Source organism: Streptomyces sp. MK7, from assembly GCF_032658145.1.
Taxonomy (GTDB): domain Bacteria; phylum Actinomycetota; class Actinomycetes; order Streptomycetales; family Streptomycetaceae; genus Streptomyces; species Streptomyces spiralis.
The window spans coordinates 95,196-110,320 of record NZ_JAVACL010000012.1 but is presented as its reverse complement, the minus strand read 5'-3'; the positions used below and the strand labels follow the sequence as shown (position 1 = coordinate 110,320).

Sequence of the window (15,125 nt, the reverse complement as noted above, 5' to 3'; positions counted from 1 at the left end):
GGGTGTGCCGCGCCCGGACCACGGCAGGTCTGAGCAGCCGTGCGGCCCTGCCCTGTCTAGGGTCCTGGGCTGTGTCACACACCTTCGAAGAGCTTGTCGCGAAGCAGCGCGCGGCCGACGAGGCGCACACCCGGGTCGAGCAACTGCGGCAGAACTACGGACCGCCGGCGCAGGAGCGGTGGACCGGACTGCAGAGCGAGACGTACGAGACGGCCTGGCGCGCGTGGCGCGACCTCGCGCGCGATCTGCAGGCCGCCCTGAACGAGTACGCGAGCGACGAGGGAAGGCCCCGCACCGAGGTGGAGGCCGACGTGGAGCGGGCCGCGCGGCCGGCCGGGGAAGGCGACGGCCCCGGGCCCCGGGAACCGTGAATCCGGGGTCCGGCCCGGCAGCCGGGTATCCGCAGGCCGGGGCCGGGTACCCGGTCGGCATGGACACCACTGGGTATGAGACAGCCGCGGCGGGCTCGGGCTTCGGGGTCGCCGCCTTCGTCGTCGGCGGGCTGGTCCTTGTCGGCGTGCTGATCTGGGCCGTCCGGCTCGGGATCAAGGTGATGCGGAGCGAATCGAGGACCCCCCGTGGCGGCGAACACCCGACCCTGCCGGAATCCGGGCCCGTCCACGAGATCCGGCAGCGGCGCGAAGCGGACGAGGTTCCGCGCGCCGAGGAGACCGGCCGCCGCCTGACCCCGCACGAACTCGGTTCGTCCGGCAGCCGGCGCAGCGGGGAACAGAGCCGCCCGCGCTGGAACGCGGGATCCAGCGGCTCCTTCGGCGGCGGGGGCCCGGGCGCCACATGAGCCGCGGGTTTGCCCCGGACATGCCCGGGGACCCGAAGACCCCAGGCCCGCGGGGTTCCGGTTCCCGACCGGACCACCGGGCGGGACTGGAACGGACCGGACAGGACAGGACCGGACGCAGAAGGAAGATGAGCGTCGTGACCGCGCACACCACGGACAAACCGGTGCCCCACCGTCCCCAGGAGACGGGTTGGGCGGAGGCCCGCCGACGGCGGGAGAACGGTGTGCGCACCTGCCTGCCGGCGGTCGAGGACCGGGGCGGCCCGCGGTCGGACCACAGCGGTGCCGACTGGAACATCGTGCGGGGCGAGGACTGACCGGCGGGGAGACCGACCGACGTCGTGCGGGGCGAGGACCGACCCGTCCGCCCTTGTCCTCGCCCCGCTTCGCCGTCCTGGTCAGCCGTGGGTCTTGGCCAGCAGCTCCAGGATCTCCGCGGTGGTGCCCGTCTCGCCCAGACGCGGGAAGATCCGCGTCAGGCTGTTGTTGTGGGCCTCCGCGTCCATGTCGCTCATGGCGTCGGTGGCCAGCGTGACGTGGTAGCCGTGCTCGTGGGCGGCGCGCGCGGTGGACTCCACGCCGATGCTGGTCGCGATGCCGGTCAGTACGATCTGCGTCACCCCTCGGCGGCGCAGCTGCACATCGAGGTCGGTGCCGTGAAAGGCACCCCAGTTGTGCTTGGTGACGGTGATGTCGCCGGAGTGGCCCGCCAGTTCGGGGACGATCACGTCCCAGCCCTCGGGGCGGGTCCGGCCGGAGCCGGCCGCCTCGGTGCGGCCGGGCGGCACGTCCCCGAGGTCGGGCGAGAAGGAGACCCGCACCAGGACGACGGGCAGGTCGCGGGCGCGGAAGGCGTCGGCGAGCTCCACGGAGCGCGCGACCACGTCGGCACCGGAGTGGGGAGCGGTCGGCGCGGCGGCGATGCCGGCCTGCAGGTCGATCACGACGAGGGCCGTACGCGGGTCGAGGGCGGTGACTGCCATGGGGGTGTCAGGCCTTTCGGGTCTTGCCAGGGGATTCGGTGTCGCCAGGAACTTCGGCCGTGCCTGGGGTCTTGGTCCTGCGGGGGACGAGACGGGCGAGTGATCGGCCGGGCAGGGCGCTCGCCAGCAGCAGCGCCGATCCGGCGATCATGAACAGGGCCAGGCCGTGCAGCCCGGCCGTGTCGGCGCGGTGCGGGAAGAATCCCGCGGTGGCCGCGGACGCGGCCAGCGCGCCGAGGTACATGAAGGTGCGCAGCAGCCCGGCGGCCGACGCGATCCGCGCGGGATCGGCCTGCCGGTAGAGCGCGTTCTGGTTGGCGAGGCCGATCAGCCCCTGCGGGACGCCCATCACGACTCCCGCCGCGAGCAGCAGCCACACCGGGCTGCCGCAGCCGACCAGCAGGAGTACGGCACAGGCGACGACCTGGACGGCGGCCCCGACGACGAGCTTCGCCCGTACGGCCTCGCGGCGCCCGGTCAGTCCGGAGACGGTGAGCGCGGCGGCCGACAGCGGAAGCAGCACCAGTCCGGCCGTGGAGGCGCTGAGCCCGCGGCCCTCCTCCAGCCACTGCGTGTAGCCGTACATGAAGGCGTAGGAGGTGGTGTAGCCGAGCAGTTGGCGCACATACGTGGCCAGCAGCGGCACGTTGCCGCCCAGCACCCGCAGGTCGACGAAGGGCCGCGCGACCCGCAGCTCCCGCACCGCGAAGGCGGCGCCCGCGGCGGCGGCGAGCAGCGGCAGGTACCAGTGGTCCGCCCGCGGCTCCATCAGGAACAGCATCAGCGCCACGAGCATGGCCGCGAACAGGACCATGCCGGGCAGATCCACGTCCCGGCGGGCGGTCGCGGTGGGCCGCTCCCTCGGCAGCCGCAGGGCGCCGAGGACCAGACAGGCCGTGGACAGCGGCACGTTGACCGTGAAAACGGCGCGCCAGCCGCCCACACCGATCAGCAGGCCGCCGAGCGCAGGGCCCACCACGGCCACCGTCTGGTTGGCGACGGCCAGTGCCGTCAGCACGCCCGCCGGACTGTCCCGCCCCGTCCGCTCCGCCTCGCGCCGGGTGAGCTGCATGGCCGCCGGGTACGCCGCCGAGGTCCCGAACCCCAGCAGCACCCGTGCGCCGATGAGCGCGCCCAGCGTCGGGGCCAGGGCGCCCAGCAGGCCCGCCGCTCCCACCAGGGCCGTACCGATGAGGTAGAGCCGGCGGGGGCCGTACATGTCGACGAGCCGCCCGATGACGGGCTGGCCCACGGCGGTCGCCAGGTAGAGCGCCGAGACCAGCCAGACCGTCCGGGCCGGCGGTGCCCCGAACGCGGTGCCGATCGGGACGAGGGCCACCGCGATCATCGAGGAGTTGATCGGGTTGAGGACCGACCCCAGGATCATCGGGGCGATCAGGCGGCGGTCGAAGGACTCGGGGGGCGGGGGCGCCGCGCCCCTGCGGCACCCCGGGCGGCCGGTGGTGCGGGCGGGACCGCTTCTCACGGCTGCGTCAGCCGTTCCAGCAGCGTCAGCGCCTCGACGAGTGTCTGCCGCTCGTCCTCGGTGTACCGGTCCTCCAGGGCCCGGGCCAGCCACTCCGCGCGGACCTGCCGGTTGCCCTCGATGCGTTCGCGGCCGCTGTCGGTGAGGGTGACGAGCTGCCGCCTGCCGTCGTCGGGGTCGGGGCTGCGCCGGATGAGTCCGTGCTGCTCGAGGGCGGCGAGGGTGGCGGCCATCGACTGCGGCCGGACCCCCTCGGAGGCGGCCAGGGCGCTGGCCGTGGCGGCCCCGTGCTTGCCGACCAGGGTGAGCGCCGACACCTGGGAGGGCGTGAGGTCGTCGTCCTGCGCCACCTTGCGGATCCGGCGCCGCAGCCGGCTGAACACCACCCACAGGTCGCGCGCGGCCAGGGCGGCGGACATGGAGACGCCCTCGGGCACCTCGGGGGACTGGTGATCCATACCGTCACCGTAGAACCATCAGGTGAAACTGTCCAGTCTGGACTGAACAGTTTCACCTGGAGACCTCGTCCGGACCTGGCTCGGGGACCTCGCCCGGGACTTCCGCCGGATCCGGGGCGCGCCACCGGTGGTGCCGCACTACGCTGACCGCGTGCGCCTGCTCCTGACGTCCGACACCCATCTCCCCAAGCGGGCCAGGGAGCTGCCCGCTCCGCTCCTCGCCGAGCTTCCGCGGGCCGACGTCGTCCTGCACGCCGGCGACTGGGTCGATGCCGCCACGCTGGACCTGCTGGAGCGCCGCAGCCGCCGGCTGATCGGCGTGTACGGCAACAACGACGGCCCCGAGCTGCGGGCCCGCCTGCCGGAGGTGGCCCACGCCGAGCTGGGCGGGCTGCGATTCGGCGTCGTCCACGAGACCGGGCCGGCCGAGGGCCGCGAAACCCGCTGCGCCGCCCGCTTCCCCGACCTGGACGTGCTGGTCTTCGGTCACAGCCACATCCCCTGGGACACCACGGCACCCTCCGGGCTGCGGCTGCTCAACCCCGGTTCGCCGACCGACCGCCGCCGCCGGCCGTACTGCACCTATATGACGGCAGAGGTCGCCGACGGCTGTCTGACCGGGGTGGAGCTGCACCGGCTGCCCCGCCGGTAGGGGTTGCCGTCGCCCTGGTGAGTCGGGTGAACGCGGAGAGTGGCGGGAGCCGGGCGCTAGGAGGGCGGCCCGATCGCGGGCCGCCCCGGGGTCACTCTTCCCTTTCTCGTTTCCGACTTCTCGGCGAGATCCGGGCCGCTCCGTACGCGGAGGCGGCCCGGGAGCTGCGAGTATGCGCTCTCACGGACCTCCTTCCAGCGAGGGATGTGCTGCACATGTGCTGCAGAGGCGTGCATGCGTGCCTCATCCGTCGACGGCCGCCTACCCCTCCTGGCCGGAACCCAACCATCGAATCCGGCAAACCCGGGAAATTTCGCAAACTCGCAGGCCACAGAGGCAACAAGGGCCGGACTGTCCACACCTTCCCCACGTGGCACAGACGTCGCCGTCAGCGGCGCCTCAGCCGCCGTACGCCGACGACGACCAGCGCCACCAGCACGGCCACTCCGGCCACCGCGGCCGCGCGCTTGGCGACCGGCACCCCGGCGGCGCGCAGCAGGTCGAGCGGCTCCGCCTCCTCGCGGCCCGCCACGGGCTCCGCCTCGCCGGCCGCGGGAGCCCCGCGGCCCTCCACGGGGCCGGCCGCCGCTCGAGCGGGCCCGGGACCGGGCTCCGCGGCAACCCGCGGCGCCGCACCGGCCAGCCGCTGCGACAGACACTCCGCGAACTGCCCCACCAGCCGGTCGCCCACCTCCGCCAGCACCCCGCGCCCGAACTGCGCCGGGCGCCCGGTCACCGTCAGATCGGTCCGCACCGACACCGCCGTGGAGCCGTCGCGCTCCTCCAGCGTGCCCGTGACGGTGGCCCGCGCCGTGCCCTGCCCGCGCGTCTCCCGGCCGCTCGCCACGAGCACCATGCGCCGGGCCGCCTCGTCCTGCTCCTCGAAGACCGCCGTGCCCTTGTACGTCACGGTGATCGGCCCCAGCTTCACCTTGACCGAACCGGTCACCGTCTTGCCGTCGTACTCCTCCACGGTGGCCCCCGGCAGGCACGGCGCGACGCGCTCGATGTCGAGGAGCGCCCGCCAGGCGTCCTCGACCGGTACGGGCACCGTGAACGCGTGGTGCAGTTCCATGACGTCCTCCTCGTCCAGTTCGTCGTCCAGGCTCGTCCATGCCCGTTCGGGCGGAGCCGGTCGTGGTTCAGGCGTAACCGTTCGCGTGGATGGCTCCGGCGGCCGCGGTCAGGGGCGCCCCGGTGCCGCCCCAGCGCAGAGAGATGATCTCGGCCGCGACGGACACGGCCACCTCCTCCGGCGTACGGGCGCCGAGGTCGAGGCCGACCGGGGAGCGCAGCCGGGACAGCTCGTCATCGGTCAGCCCGGCCTCGATCAGCCGCTCCATCCGCTCGTGATGGGTGCGGCGGCTGCCCATCGCCCCGATGTACGCGGCCGGCCGGCGCAGCGCCTCCTCCAGCAGCGGCACGTCGAACTTCGGATCGTGGGTGAGCACGCAGATCACCGTGCGCTCGTCGGTGTCCGTGGCGTGCAGATAGCGGTGCGGCCAGTCCACGACGACCTCCACGGGCTCGGGGAATCGCTTGGGCGTGGCGAAGACCGGTCGGGCGTCGCACACCGTGACCCGGTAGCCGAGGAAGGAGCCGATCCGGGCCACCGCGGCGGCGTAGTCGATCGCACCGAACACCAGCATGCGCGGTGGCGGGGCGAAGGAGTGCAGGAAGACCGTGACGGCGTCCTCGCGCCGCTCCCCGCGGGGCCCGTAGTGCCTCAGACCCGTCGCCCCGCGAGCGAGTTCGCCGCGGGCGTCGGCGGTGACCGCCACGTCCAGCCCGGACGCGCCCAGGGTCCCGGCCACCGTCGTGGGCCAGGCCGCGAGCGTCGCCCCGCGTGGCGCGGGTCCGTCGACGACGGTCGCCACGGTCACCGGCTCACCGGAGGCCACCGACGCCGCCACCGCGCCGAAGGCGGGATCCGACTCGGGCGTCACGGGCCTGACCAGCACGGTGATCTCGCCCCCGCAGGTCAGGCCGACCGCGAACGCGTCCTCGTCGCTGTAGCCGAACGTCTCCAGGCGCGCCTCGCCGCTCGCCACGACCTCCTGGGCCAGCTCGAAGACGGCGCCCTCCACGCACCCCCCGGACACGCTGCCCACCACCTCGTCGTCCGGACCGACGGCCATCGACGCGCCGGGCTCGCGCGGCGCGCTGCGGCTGACCGAGACGACCGTGGCGAGCCCGAACGGCACCCGCGCCGCGTACCAGCGCTCGAGCGCCGGAAGAATGTCACGCACGCTCCGCTCCTCTCCTGCGGACCGTTCCGCCAAGGGGCCTCACTGCACGGTACGGCGCTTTCGCCCCGCTACGCCCGCGACCGTGCCGAGGCCCCTCCTCGCGGCGGTCGCTCGATCCCGCCGGTGGCGGTGGCGGTGGCGCTGGCGGTGACGGGTGGCGCGCGGCGTCGGCGTCGCGGCGGGGGGCCGTGCGGGGCGTCGGCGCCGTGGCGGGCACAGTGCGTCCGCGGTCCCGCCGTCCGCGCCCCCGTACCGACCGCTGCCGGGCGCTCCGGTGCGGCGAGGCGTCGGTGCGGCGCTCGGGACGTAGCCCGCCCGAGACCTGCCGACCGTGTCCCTGCCGGGGCTCTCCTCACGGTGGTCGCTCCGGCCCGCCACCGGCGGTGGCGGCGGGTGACCGCGGGGCGGCGTCGGGCGCCGATGCCGCCCCGCCGGTCGTGTCCGTGTCGGCGCCCCGTACCACCGCCGCCAGGTGCTCCAGCGCGGCGAGGCTGTGGCCCGCGACGAAGGCGTCCACGTGCGGCAGGGCCGCGGCCATGCCCGCGGCGAGCGGGGCGTAGCCGGGGCGGGCCTTGCGGGGGTTGGCCCAGATCACCCGGTGCGCCAGCCGGTGCAGCCGGGCCGTCTGCGCGGCGAGCAGCCGCGGATCGCCGCGCTCCCAGCCGTCGGACAGCAGCACCACGACGGCGCCGCGCGCCATGCCCCGCTGCCCCCACCGGTCGAGGAACTCCCGCAGCAGCTCCCCCAGCCGGGTGCCGCCGCGCCAGTCGGGCACGGCCGCGGCGACCGCGGCCATCGCCAGGTCCGGGTCCCGGTGGGACAACTCGCGCGTCACCCGGGTCAGCCGGGTGCCGATGGTGAACACCTCGGTGCGCCGCCCCCGGGCCGCCGCGTGCGCGAACCGCAGCAGCGCGTCGGCGTACGGCGCCATGGAGCCGCTGACGTCGACGAGCAGCACCACCCGCCGGGGCCGTTCCACGCGCGTGTGCCGCCGCAGCAGCGCGGGCTCGCCGCCCCGTCGCAGCATCTCCCGCACGGTGCGGTGCGGATCGACAGGACCGCGCCGGGCCGGCCGCCGCCGTGCGCTGCGCCGCGACTGCCCGCGCAGCGCGAACGCGGCCAGCAGTCGGCGCACCTGCGCCCGTTCGGCCGGATCCAGTTCCGCGACGTCGCGGTGGCGCAGCACCTCCATCGAACTGGCGAGCGAGGCGACGGGCGGGCCCTGCGGCTCGTCGTCCGGGCCGCCGGTGCGCGACCGGGCGGCCGCCTCCCGCACGGCAGCCCGCAGCCGGGGCCGGGGAGCGGTCCGTACCACCCGGGGCGGGGGCCCGCCGGAACCCTGGCCGAAGTACGCGCCGAACACCCGCTCGTAGCGCTCCAGATCGTCCCGGTCCCCGCACAGCGTCAGCCGTCCCGCCCAGTACACGTCCGCCCGCACGCCGGGCCGCAGCGCGTCCACCGCCCGCAGGAAGGCGTGCACCCGCTCGGCGCTCACCCCGACTCCCGCCGCGCGCAGCGCCCGTGCGAAGCCCAGCAGCACGGCGTCGGCGCCGGGCCCTTGGAGCGTGCCCGTACCCGTCATGCCCCTCCAGCCCCCCGCCCCGCGAGGATCGCCGCGAAGTCCAGGCCCCGGGCCCGGTCCGTGTCCTCGCGGTACTTCAGCACCGACCCCAGCGTGGCCACCGCCAGTTCTGCGTCGGCCTCGGTCGCGCCGAGCGCGTCCAGGGCGGCGGCCCAGTCGAGCGTCTCGGCCACGCCCGGCGGCTTGAGCAGGTCCTCCGCGCGCAGCGCCTGCACCAGCGCGGTCACCTGCTCGGCCAGCCGCGCCGACACCCGCGGCAACCGGCGGCGGACGATGGCCAGTTCGCGGGCGAATCCGGGGTGGTCGAACCAGTGGTACAGGCAGCGCCGCTTCAGCGCGTCGTGCACCTCCCGGGTCCGGTTGGAGGTGAGGACCACCACCGGCGGCACCTCGGCCCGCACCGTGCCCAGCTCGGGGATCGTCACCTGGAACTCCGACAGCACCTCCAGCAGGAACGCCTCGAACTCGTCGTCCGCCCGGTCGATCTCGTCCACCAGCAGCACCGACGGCTGCGTCTGCAGCGCCTTCAGCAGCGGCCGGGCGAGCAGGAACCGCCGGTCGTACAGCTCGTGCTCCAGCCGGTCGGCGTCGGTGACCCCGGCCGCCTCGGCGGCCCGCAGATGCAGCAGCTGACGGGGGAAGTCCCAGTCGTACAGCGCCTGCGAGGCGTCGATCCCCTCGTGGCACTGGAGCCGGATCAGCGGGGCGTCGAACGCCTCGGCGAGGGCGGACGCGAGCGCCGTCTTGCCGACGCCCGCGTCGCCCTCGCAGAAGACCGGCCGGTGCAGCCGCAGCGCCAGGAAGCAGGCGACGGCGAGCCCTTCGTCGACGAGGTAACCGGTCGCCTCCAGGCGGGAACGCACCTGCTCGGGGCTGTCGACGCTGATGATCGGCGCTCACCCCATCCCGGCGGCGGCCAGCACCGCCCGCTTGGTGAGGACCCGTGCCAGATGCGCCCGGTACTCGGGCGAGGCCGAGGCGTCCCGGGAGGGCCGGGTGCCCTCCGCCGCCGACTGGGCCGCCCGCGCCACCGCCGCGGCGTCCCCGGCACCGGTCAGCGCCTCCTCGGCCGCCGGGGCCCGCAGCGGGGTCGCGCCCATGTTGGTCAGCGCGATCCGGGACTCGGCGATGTGCCCGTCGTCCCGCCGCACCAGCGCTGCCACGCCGACCATCGCCCAGGACTGGGCGACCCGGTGGAACTTCTCGTAGTGGAAGCCCCAGCCGTCCCGCTTCGGCACCCGGATCTCCACCAGCAGTTCGTCGGGGGCCAGCGTGGACTGCAGATAGTCGGCGAAGAACTCGCGCGCCGGGATCGTGCGCCGCCCGCCCGGTCCCGCGGCCACCAGCTCCGCGTCCAGCGCCAGCACCACCGCGGGCAGGTCCCCGGCAGGGTCGGCGTGGGCGAGTGAGCCACCGAGGGTGCCCCGGTGCCGTACGGCGGGATCGGCCACCGTCTCGGTGGCCTGGGCCAGCAGGCCCGCGTGCCGCCGCACCAGCGGGTCGTGTACCACGTCGTGATGGGTGGTCAGGGCGCCGATGACCAGCGTGTCGCCGTCCTCGCGGACCCCGCGCAGCCCGGGGATCCGCCCGACGTCGACGACGAGTTCGGGAAAGGCCAGTCGCAGCCGCAGCAGCGGCAGCAGGCTCTGCCCGCCGGCCAGTACCTTGGCGTCCTCGCCCGCCTCGGCGAGGGTGCGCACCGCCTCGTCCAGACTGGTGGGCCGGGCGTAGTCGAATGCGGGGGGAATCATGCCGAGGCCTCCTTCCGCGGGGAACCGGACGACTGCTCCGACTGCGCGGAGCGCACCGCCTCCCAGACCCGCTCCGGTGTGCACGGCATCCGTACGTCGTGCACACCCAGCGGGCGCAGCGCGTCCACGACCGCGTTGACGACGGCCGGTGTGGAGGCGATCGTGCCCGCCTCGCCGACGCCCTTGACGCCGAGCGGGTTGGCCGCAGGTGTCTCGGTCCGGTCGGTGACGAAGTCGGGCAGGTCCGCCGCCGACGGCACGAGATAGTCGGCCATGGTGCCCGAGACCAGGTTGCCCTCGTCGTCGTACACGGCCTCCTCGTACAGCGCCTGGGCGATGCCCTGGGCGAGGCCGCCGTGCACCTGCCCCTCGACGATCATCGGGTTGATCACCCGGCCGACGTCGTCGACGCAGACGTAGGAGCGGATGCCGGTCTGCCCGGTCTCGGTGTCGACCTCGACCGCGCACAGGTGGGTGCCGTGCGGGTAGGAGAAGTTCTCCGGGTCGAGCACGTGGTCGGCGTTCAGGGTGGGTTCCATGCCGTCGGGCACGTCATGCGAGGTGAACGTCTCGAAGGCGATCTCCTGGATGGACTTGCGCGCCTCGGGCGATCCCTTCACGGAGAACACGCCGTCCCTGAACTCCAGGTCCTGCTCGCTGGCCTCGAGCAGATGGGCGGCCACCTTCCGCGCCTTCTCCACGACCTTCTCGGCGGCCCGGTGCACCGCGGACCCGCCCACGACCAGGGAGCGCGAGCCGTAGGTGTCCATGCCCTGCGGGGCCACCTTGGTGTCGCCGTGCACCACCTCGACGTCCTCGAACGGCACACCGAGGACGTCCGCGGCGATCTGGCTCCAGCAGGTCACGTGCCCCTGCCCGTGCGGGCTGGTGCCGGTGACCACCTCGACCTTGCCGGTGGGCAGCATGCGGATGCTCGCCGCCTCCCAGCCGCCGGCCGCGTACCGCAGGTCGCGCAGCACCCGGCTCGGGGCGAGCCCGCACATCTCCGTGTACGTCGACACGCCGATGCCCAGGCGCACGGTGTCGCCGCGCTCGTTGCGCTTGTGCTGCTCGGCGCGCAGGTCGTCGTACCCGAACAGGGCGAGCGCCTTCTCGGTCGCCGCCTCGTAGTTGCCGCTGTCGTAGGTCAGGCCCGCGATCGAGGTGTACGGGAACTCCTCGTGCCGGATCCAGTTGCGGCGCCGCACCTCCACCGGGTCCAGGCCCACCTCGGCGGCCAGCTCGTCCATGGCCCGCTCGATGGCGTACGTGGCCTCCGGGCGCCCGGCGCCCCGGTAGGCGTCCGTCGGGGTCTTCGTGGTGAACACGCCGGTGCAGGCGAACTCGTAGGAGTCCATCTTGTAGATCGCCGGGTACATGAACGCGCCCAGGATCGGGATGCCCGGGGTGACCAGCATCAGATAGGCGCCCATGTCGGCGAGCAGGTCGACCTTGAGGCCGAGCAGCCTGCCCTCGCGGGTCGCGGCGATCTCGACGTCCTGGATCATGCCGCGGCCGTGGTGCGTGGCCAGGTACCCCTCGGAGCGGGACTCGGTCCACTTCACCGGCCGGCCCAGCTTGCGGGCGACCGCCAGCGCGACGGCCTCCTCGCCGTACACCTGGAGCTTGGAGCCGAAGCCGCCGCCCACGTCCGGGGCGATCACCCGCAGCTTGTGCTCGGGCACGCCGGTGACCGTCGACAGCATGATCCGCAGGATGTGCGGGATCTGGGTCGCCGAGTACACCGTGTACTCACCGGAGGCGGCGAGCGGTGCGACGACGACCGCGCGCGGCTCCATCGCGTTGGGGATGAGCCGCTGCTGCTCGTAGCGCCGCTTCAGCACGACGTCCGCGCGCCGCTTGACGGCTTCGAAGTCCTCGCCGGTCTTCAGCGGCCAGACGTAGGCGCGGTTGGTGCCCTTGTCGGCGTGGACGAGCGGGGCCTCCTCGGCGAGCGCGTCCTCCAGATCGAGCACCGGCGGCAGGGGCTCGTAGTCGACCTCGATGGCCTCCAGCGCGTCGGCGGCGGCGTACCGGTCGCGGGCCACCACGACGGCCACCGGGTCGCCCGCGTGGCGCACCTCGTCGAGGGCGAGCGGCGGGTGGTCGGGCAGCACCATGTCCTCGGTGACGGGCCAGGCGCAGGGCAGCGACCCCAGTCCCTCGGCGAGGTCCCGGCCGCTGAACGCGGCGACCACACCGGGCCGCTGAAGGGCGGGGGCGACGTCGATCCGTTCGATGCGGGCGTGCGCCATGGGGCTGCGCAGGATCGCCAGGTGCAGCAGCCCGGTGACGGAGATGTTGTCGGTCCAGTTGGTCTGCCCGGTGATCAGCCGGGCGTCCTCCTTGCGCAGCCGGGCCCTGCCGACCTCGCGTTCGACGGCCTGGTCGGTCATGCCGTCACCTCCCGCGCGGACGCGGCCTGCCCGGCCGGGGCCGTCTCCCCCTCGGCCACGGCGAGCACCGCGCGGACGATGTTCTGGTAGCCCGTGCAGCGGCACAGGTTGCCTTCGAGTCCCTTGCGCACCTCGTCGGAGGTCGGGTGCGGGTTATCGCGCAGCAGATCCCGCGCGGCCATGATCATCCCAGGGGTGCAGTAGCCGCACTGGAGCGCGTGCCGCTCGTGGAACGCGCGCTGGAGCGCCGTCCACTCGCCGTCTCGGGCCAGGCCCTGGACGGTGGTGATCTCGCCCGCGTCCGCCTGGACGGCGAGCACCGTGCAGCTCTTGACGCTCGTGCCGTCCAGCTCGACCGTGCAGGCCCCGCAGTTCGAGGTGTCGCAGCCGATCGGGGTGCCGGTCAGGCCGAGCCGGTCACGCAGATAGTGGACCAGCAGCAGACGGGGTTCCACCTCGTCCTCGTAGGTCGTGCCGTCCACCGTGACCGAGATATGGGTCATGTGCCCTCCAGAGACCGTATGGGCGTGAGTGAGGGAATTCAGCGACCAGCGTGGTGTACGTCACTCTATGGCCGAGCCCCGGGCACGGCGAGTGGTGTGACGGGGTTTGTTGACCGTTAATCCATTGCCGTCGGGGCCGCCGCCCTGGTGCACTGTCCGTCACCCGTCGTCACCCAGCGAGGAGCACCCATGCGCACTGCGTCCATGTCCGCCCAGGAAGGAATCCCGCCCATGCAGAAGGACATGACGCTCAGTGCACTTGCTCAATCTCGGTATCCTCGCGCACGTAGACGCCGGTAAGACCAGCCTGACGGAGCGGCTGCTGCACTCCGTCGGAGTGATCGACGAGGTCGGCAGCGTCGATGCCGGCAGCACACGGACCGACACGCTCGCGCTGGAGCGGGAGCGCGGCATCACCATCAAGTCCGCCGTCGTCTCCTTCCCGGTCGACGACGTCACCGTCAACCTCATCGACACCCCCGGCCACCCCGACTTCATCGCCGAGGTGGAGCGGGTCCTCGGCGTGCTCGACGGCGCGGTCCTCGTGATCTCCGCCGTCGAGGGCGTCCAGGCACAGACCCGGGTACTGCTGCGCACCCTGCAGCGGCTGCGCATCCCGACCCTGCTCTTCGTCAACAAGATCGACCGGCGCGGCGCCCAGGACGAGGCCCTGCTGCGCGCCATCGCACGGCGGCTCACCCCCGATGCGGTGCCGATGGGGCGCGTCGAGGGGCTCGGCACCCGCGCGGCCCGCTTCGTCCCCGGTCCCGGCCCGGGCGCCGCCGACGTCCTCGCCGACCACGACGACGACCTGCTGACCGCCTACGTCGAGGGCACCCTCGGCGACGAACTCCTGCACACGGCCCTCGCCGCCCAGACCCGCCAGTCCCTCGCGCACCCGCTGTACTTCGGCTCCGCGATCACCGGAGCCGGCGTGGACGCACTGATCGGCGGCATCAGGGAACTGCTGCCCACCGCGGCGGGCGACCCCGGCGGGCCGGTCTCGGCCACCGTGTTCAAGGTGGAGCGGGGACCGGCGGGGGAGAAGGTGGCGTACGCGCGGATGTTCTCCGGCACGCTCCGCGTCCGCGACCGCGTCCCCTACGGCGAGTCCCGCACCGAGGGCCGGGTCACCTCCATCGGCGTCTTCGACCACGGCACGGACGTCCGCGCCGACGCCGTCCCCGCCGGCCGGATCGCCCGGCTGTGGGGGCTGGCCGACATCAGGATCGGCGACGCCGTCGGCGAACCGCGCAAGACACAGGAGCGGTTCTTCGCACCGCCGACACTGGAGACCGTCGTCGTCCCGGGCCCCGGGGCCGGCCGCGGCGCCCTGCATCTCGCGCTCACCCGGCTCGCCGAACAGGACCCGCTGATCGGTCTGCGCCACGACGAGGTGCGCCAGGAGACGTCGGTGTCGCTGTACGGAGAGGTGCAGAAGGAGGTCCTCCAGGCCACGCTCGCCGACGAGTTCGGGCTGGACGTCACCTTCCGCGAGACCACCCCGCTGTGCGTCGAACGGCCGGTGGGGACCGGAGCCGCCGTGGAGTTCAACAAGAAGGACGGCAACCCCTTCCTCGCCACGGTCGGGCTGCGCGTCGACCCCGCGCCTGCCGGCTCCGGGGTGGACTTCCGGATGGAGGTGGAGCTGGGCTCGATGCCGTACGCCTTCTTCAAGGCGGTGGAGGACACCGTGCGCGAGGCGCTCGGGCAGGGCCTGCACGGCTGGCAGGTCACCGACTGCACGGTGACCATGACCCACTCCGGCTACTCGCCCCGCCAGAGCCACGCCCACCAGGGCTTCGACAAGAGCATGTCCAGCACCGGCGCCGACTTCCGCGGCCTGACCCCCCTCGTGCTCATCGAGGCGCTGCGGCGCGCGGGCACCCGCGTCCACGAGCCGATGCACCGCTTCCGCGTCGAGGCGCCCGCGGACACCCTCGGCGCGCTGCTGCCGGTGCTGGCCGCGCTGCGGGCCGTGCCCCGCACCACCCGGACCCGTGGCACCGACTGCGTCCTGGACGGCGAGGTCCCGGCCGCCCGCGTGCACGCGCTGGAGCAGCGGCTGCCGGGACTGACACGTGGCGAGGGCGAACTGGAGACGGCCTTCGACCACTACGCCCCGGTCACGGGCGGCACGGTTCCCGAGCGCCCGCGCACCGACCACAACCCCCTGGACCGCAAGGAGTACCTGCTCAACCTGACCCGCCGGGTCGGCGGATGAGACCCGTGCTTGACCCTGCCCTCGCGTCAGGCTCCAGGCTGT

At 73.9% G+C, this 15,125-nt stretch carries 15 protein-coding genes; 5 read left to right on the top strand and 10 right to left on the bottom strand.

All coding sequences use genetic code 11. The features are described 5' to 3' along the window. The first annotated feature begins 71 nt into the window (after positions 1–71). The 3 genes from R2S09_RS16340 (at position 72) to R2S09_RS16330 (ending at position 1,116) form a co-directional block, all read left to right on the top strand. A complete protein-coding gene (locus tag R2S09_RS16340; RefSeq protein WP_306191117.1) occupies positions 72–371 on the top strand; it encodes a hypothetical protein in 300 nt (99 codons plus the stop codon). A 59-nt stretch (positions 372–430) separates the two neighbouring features. Beyond that, complete coding sequence (locus tag R2S09_RS16335; RefSeq protein WP_316741716.1) at positions 431–799, top strand: DUF6479 family protein; 369 nt, start codon at positions 431–433, stop codon at positions 797–799. A 128-nt stretch (positions 800–927) separates the two neighbouring features. Continuing rightward, on the top strand, positions 928–1,116 hold the full coding sequence (locus R2S09_RS16330; protein ID WP_316741714.1) for a hypothetical protein: 189 nt from the start codon (positions 928–930) through the stop codon (positions 1,114–1,116). An 81-nt stretch (positions 1,117–1,197) separates the two neighbouring features. Here the strand turns inward: R2S09_RS16330 and R2S09_RS16325 are convergent, their stop codons facing one another. The 3 genes from R2S09_RS16325 to R2S09_RS16315 are packed head-to-tail and all read right to left on the bottom strand — an operon-like array spanning position 1,198 to position 3,726. Then, positions 1,198–1,782 (bottom strand): hydrolase, encoded by a 585-nt coding sequence (locus R2S09_RS16325; RefSeq protein WP_306191119.1) that lies wholly within the window; start codon positions 1,780–1,782, stop codon positions 1,198–1,200. Positions 1,783–1,789: 7 nt separating this feature from the next. Beyond that, entirely contained in the window at positions 1,790–3,268 is a 1,479-nt protein-coding gene (locus R2S09_RS16320; RefSeq protein WP_316741712.1) for an MFS transporter, read from the bottom strand. Continuing rightward, positions 3,265–3,726: a MarR family winged helix-turn-helix transcriptional regulator gene (locus R2S09_RS16315; protein WP_306191121.1), complete on the bottom strand. Its 462-nt coding sequence runs from the start codon at positions 3,724–3,726 to the stop codon at positions 3,265–3,267. Before R2S09_RS16315 ends, R2S09_RS16320 begins: the two co-directional genes overlap by 4 nt. 151 nt (positions 3,727–3,877) lie before the next feature. Between R2S09_RS16315 and R2S09_RS16310 the strand changes: the two genes are divergently transcribed. Further along, complete coding sequence (locus R2S09_RS16310) at positions 3,878–4,378, top strand: metallophosphoesterase (RefSeq protein ID WP_316741710.1); 501 nt, start codon at positions 3,878–3,880, stop codon at positions 4,376–4,378. Positions 4,379–4,766: 388 nt separating this feature from the next. Here the strand turns inward: R2S09_RS16310 and R2S09_RS16305 are convergent, their stop codons facing one another. The 7 genes from R2S09_RS16305 to R2S09_RS16275 form a co-directional block, all read right to left on the bottom strand. Further along, positions 4,767–5,453 carry an SRPBCC family protein gene (locus R2S09_RS16305; protein ID WP_306191123.1) on the bottom strand — a complete coding sequence of 229 codons (687 nt, stop codon included), beginning with the start codon at positions 5,451–5,453 and terminating at the stop codon, positions 4,767–4,769. Positions 5,454–5,520: 67 nt separating this feature from the next. Next, on the bottom strand, positions 5,521–6,627 hold the full coding sequence (locus tag R2S09_RS16300; RefSeq protein ID WP_316741707.1) for an XdhC family protein: 1,107 nt from the start codon (positions 6,625–6,627) through the stop codon (positions 5,521–5,523). A 352-nt stretch (positions 6,628–6,979) separates the two neighbouring features. Beyond that, entirely contained in the window at positions 6,980–8,209 is a 1,230-nt protein-coding gene (locus tag R2S09_RS16295) for a VWA domain-containing protein (protein WP_306191126.1), read from the bottom strand. Further along, on the bottom strand, positions 8,206–9,099 hold the full coding sequence (locus R2S09_RS16290; protein ID WP_306191149.1) for a MoxR family ATPase: 894 nt from the start codon (positions 9,097–9,099) through the stop codon (positions 8,206–8,208). Before R2S09_RS16290 ends, R2S09_RS16295 begins: the two co-directional genes overlap by 4 nt. 6 nt (positions 9,100–9,105) lie before the next feature. Then, on the bottom strand, positions 9,106–9,960 hold the full coding sequence (locus tag R2S09_RS16285) for a xanthine dehydrogenase family protein subunit M (protein ID WP_316741704.1): 855 nt from the start codon (positions 9,958–9,960) through the stop codon (positions 9,106–9,108). Then, positions 9,957–12,356 carry a xanthine dehydrogenase family protein molybdopterin-binding subunit gene (locus R2S09_RS16280; RefSeq protein ID WP_316741703.1) on the bottom strand — a complete coding sequence of 800 codons (2,400 nt, stop codon included), beginning with the start codon at positions 12,354–12,356 and terminating at the stop codon, positions 9,957–9,959. The genes R2S09_RS16285 and R2S09_RS16280 overlap by 4 nt, the downstream gene beginning before the upstream one ends. Beyond that, positions 12,353–12,859, bottom strand: coding sequence for a 2Fe-2S iron-sulfur cluster-binding protein (locus R2S09_RS16275; RefSeq protein WP_316741702.1), 507 nt, complete (start codon positions 12,857–12,859; stop codon positions 12,353–12,355). Before R2S09_RS16275 ends, R2S09_RS16280 begins: the two co-directional genes overlap by 4 nt. Before the next feature lie 253 nt (positions 12,860–13,112). Between R2S09_RS16275 and R2S09_RS16270 the strand changes: the two genes are divergently transcribed. After that, entirely contained in the window at positions 13,113–15,083 is a 1,971-nt protein-coding gene (locus tag R2S09_RS16270; protein ID WP_316741701.1) for a translation factor GTPase family protein, read from the top strand. Positions 15,084–15,125 lie beyond the last annotated feature (42 nt).

Coding starts and splice junctions, on each gene's coding strand:
- R2S09_RS16335 (WP_316741716.1), top strand. CDS start 431: ATGGACACCACTGGGTATGAGACAGCCGCGGCGGGCTCGGGCTTCGGG.
- R2S09_RS16275 (WP_316741702.1), bottom strand. CDS start 12,859: ATGACCCATATCTCGGTCACGGTGGACGGCACGACCTACGAGGACGAG.
- R2S09_RS16295 (WP_306191126.1), bottom strand. CDS start 8,209: ATGACGGGTACGGGCACGCTCCAAGGGCCCGGCGCCGACGCCGTGCTG.
- R2S09_RS16315 (WP_306191121.1), bottom strand. CDS start 3,726: ATGGATCACCAGTCCCCCGAGGTGCCCGAGGGCGTCTCCATGTCCGCC.
- R2S09_RS16330 (WP_316741714.1), top strand. CDS start 928: ATGAGCGTCGTGACCGCGCACACCACGGACAAACCGGTGCCCCACCGT.
- R2S09_RS16280 (WP_316741703.1), bottom strand. CDS start 12,356: ATGACCGACCAGGCCGTCGAACGCGAGGTCGGCAGGGCCCGGCTGCGC.
- R2S09_RS16285 (WP_316741704.1), bottom strand. CDS start 9,960: ATGATTCCCCCCGCATTCGACTACGCCCGGCCCACCAGTCTGGACGAG.
- R2S09_RS16305 (WP_306191123.1), bottom strand. CDS start 5,453: ATGGAACTGCACCACGCGTTCACGGTGCCCGTACCGGTCGAGGACGCC.
- R2S09_RS16325 (WP_306191119.1), bottom strand. CDS start 1,782: ATGGCAGTCACCGCCCTCGACCCGCGTACGGCCCTCGTCGTGATCGAC.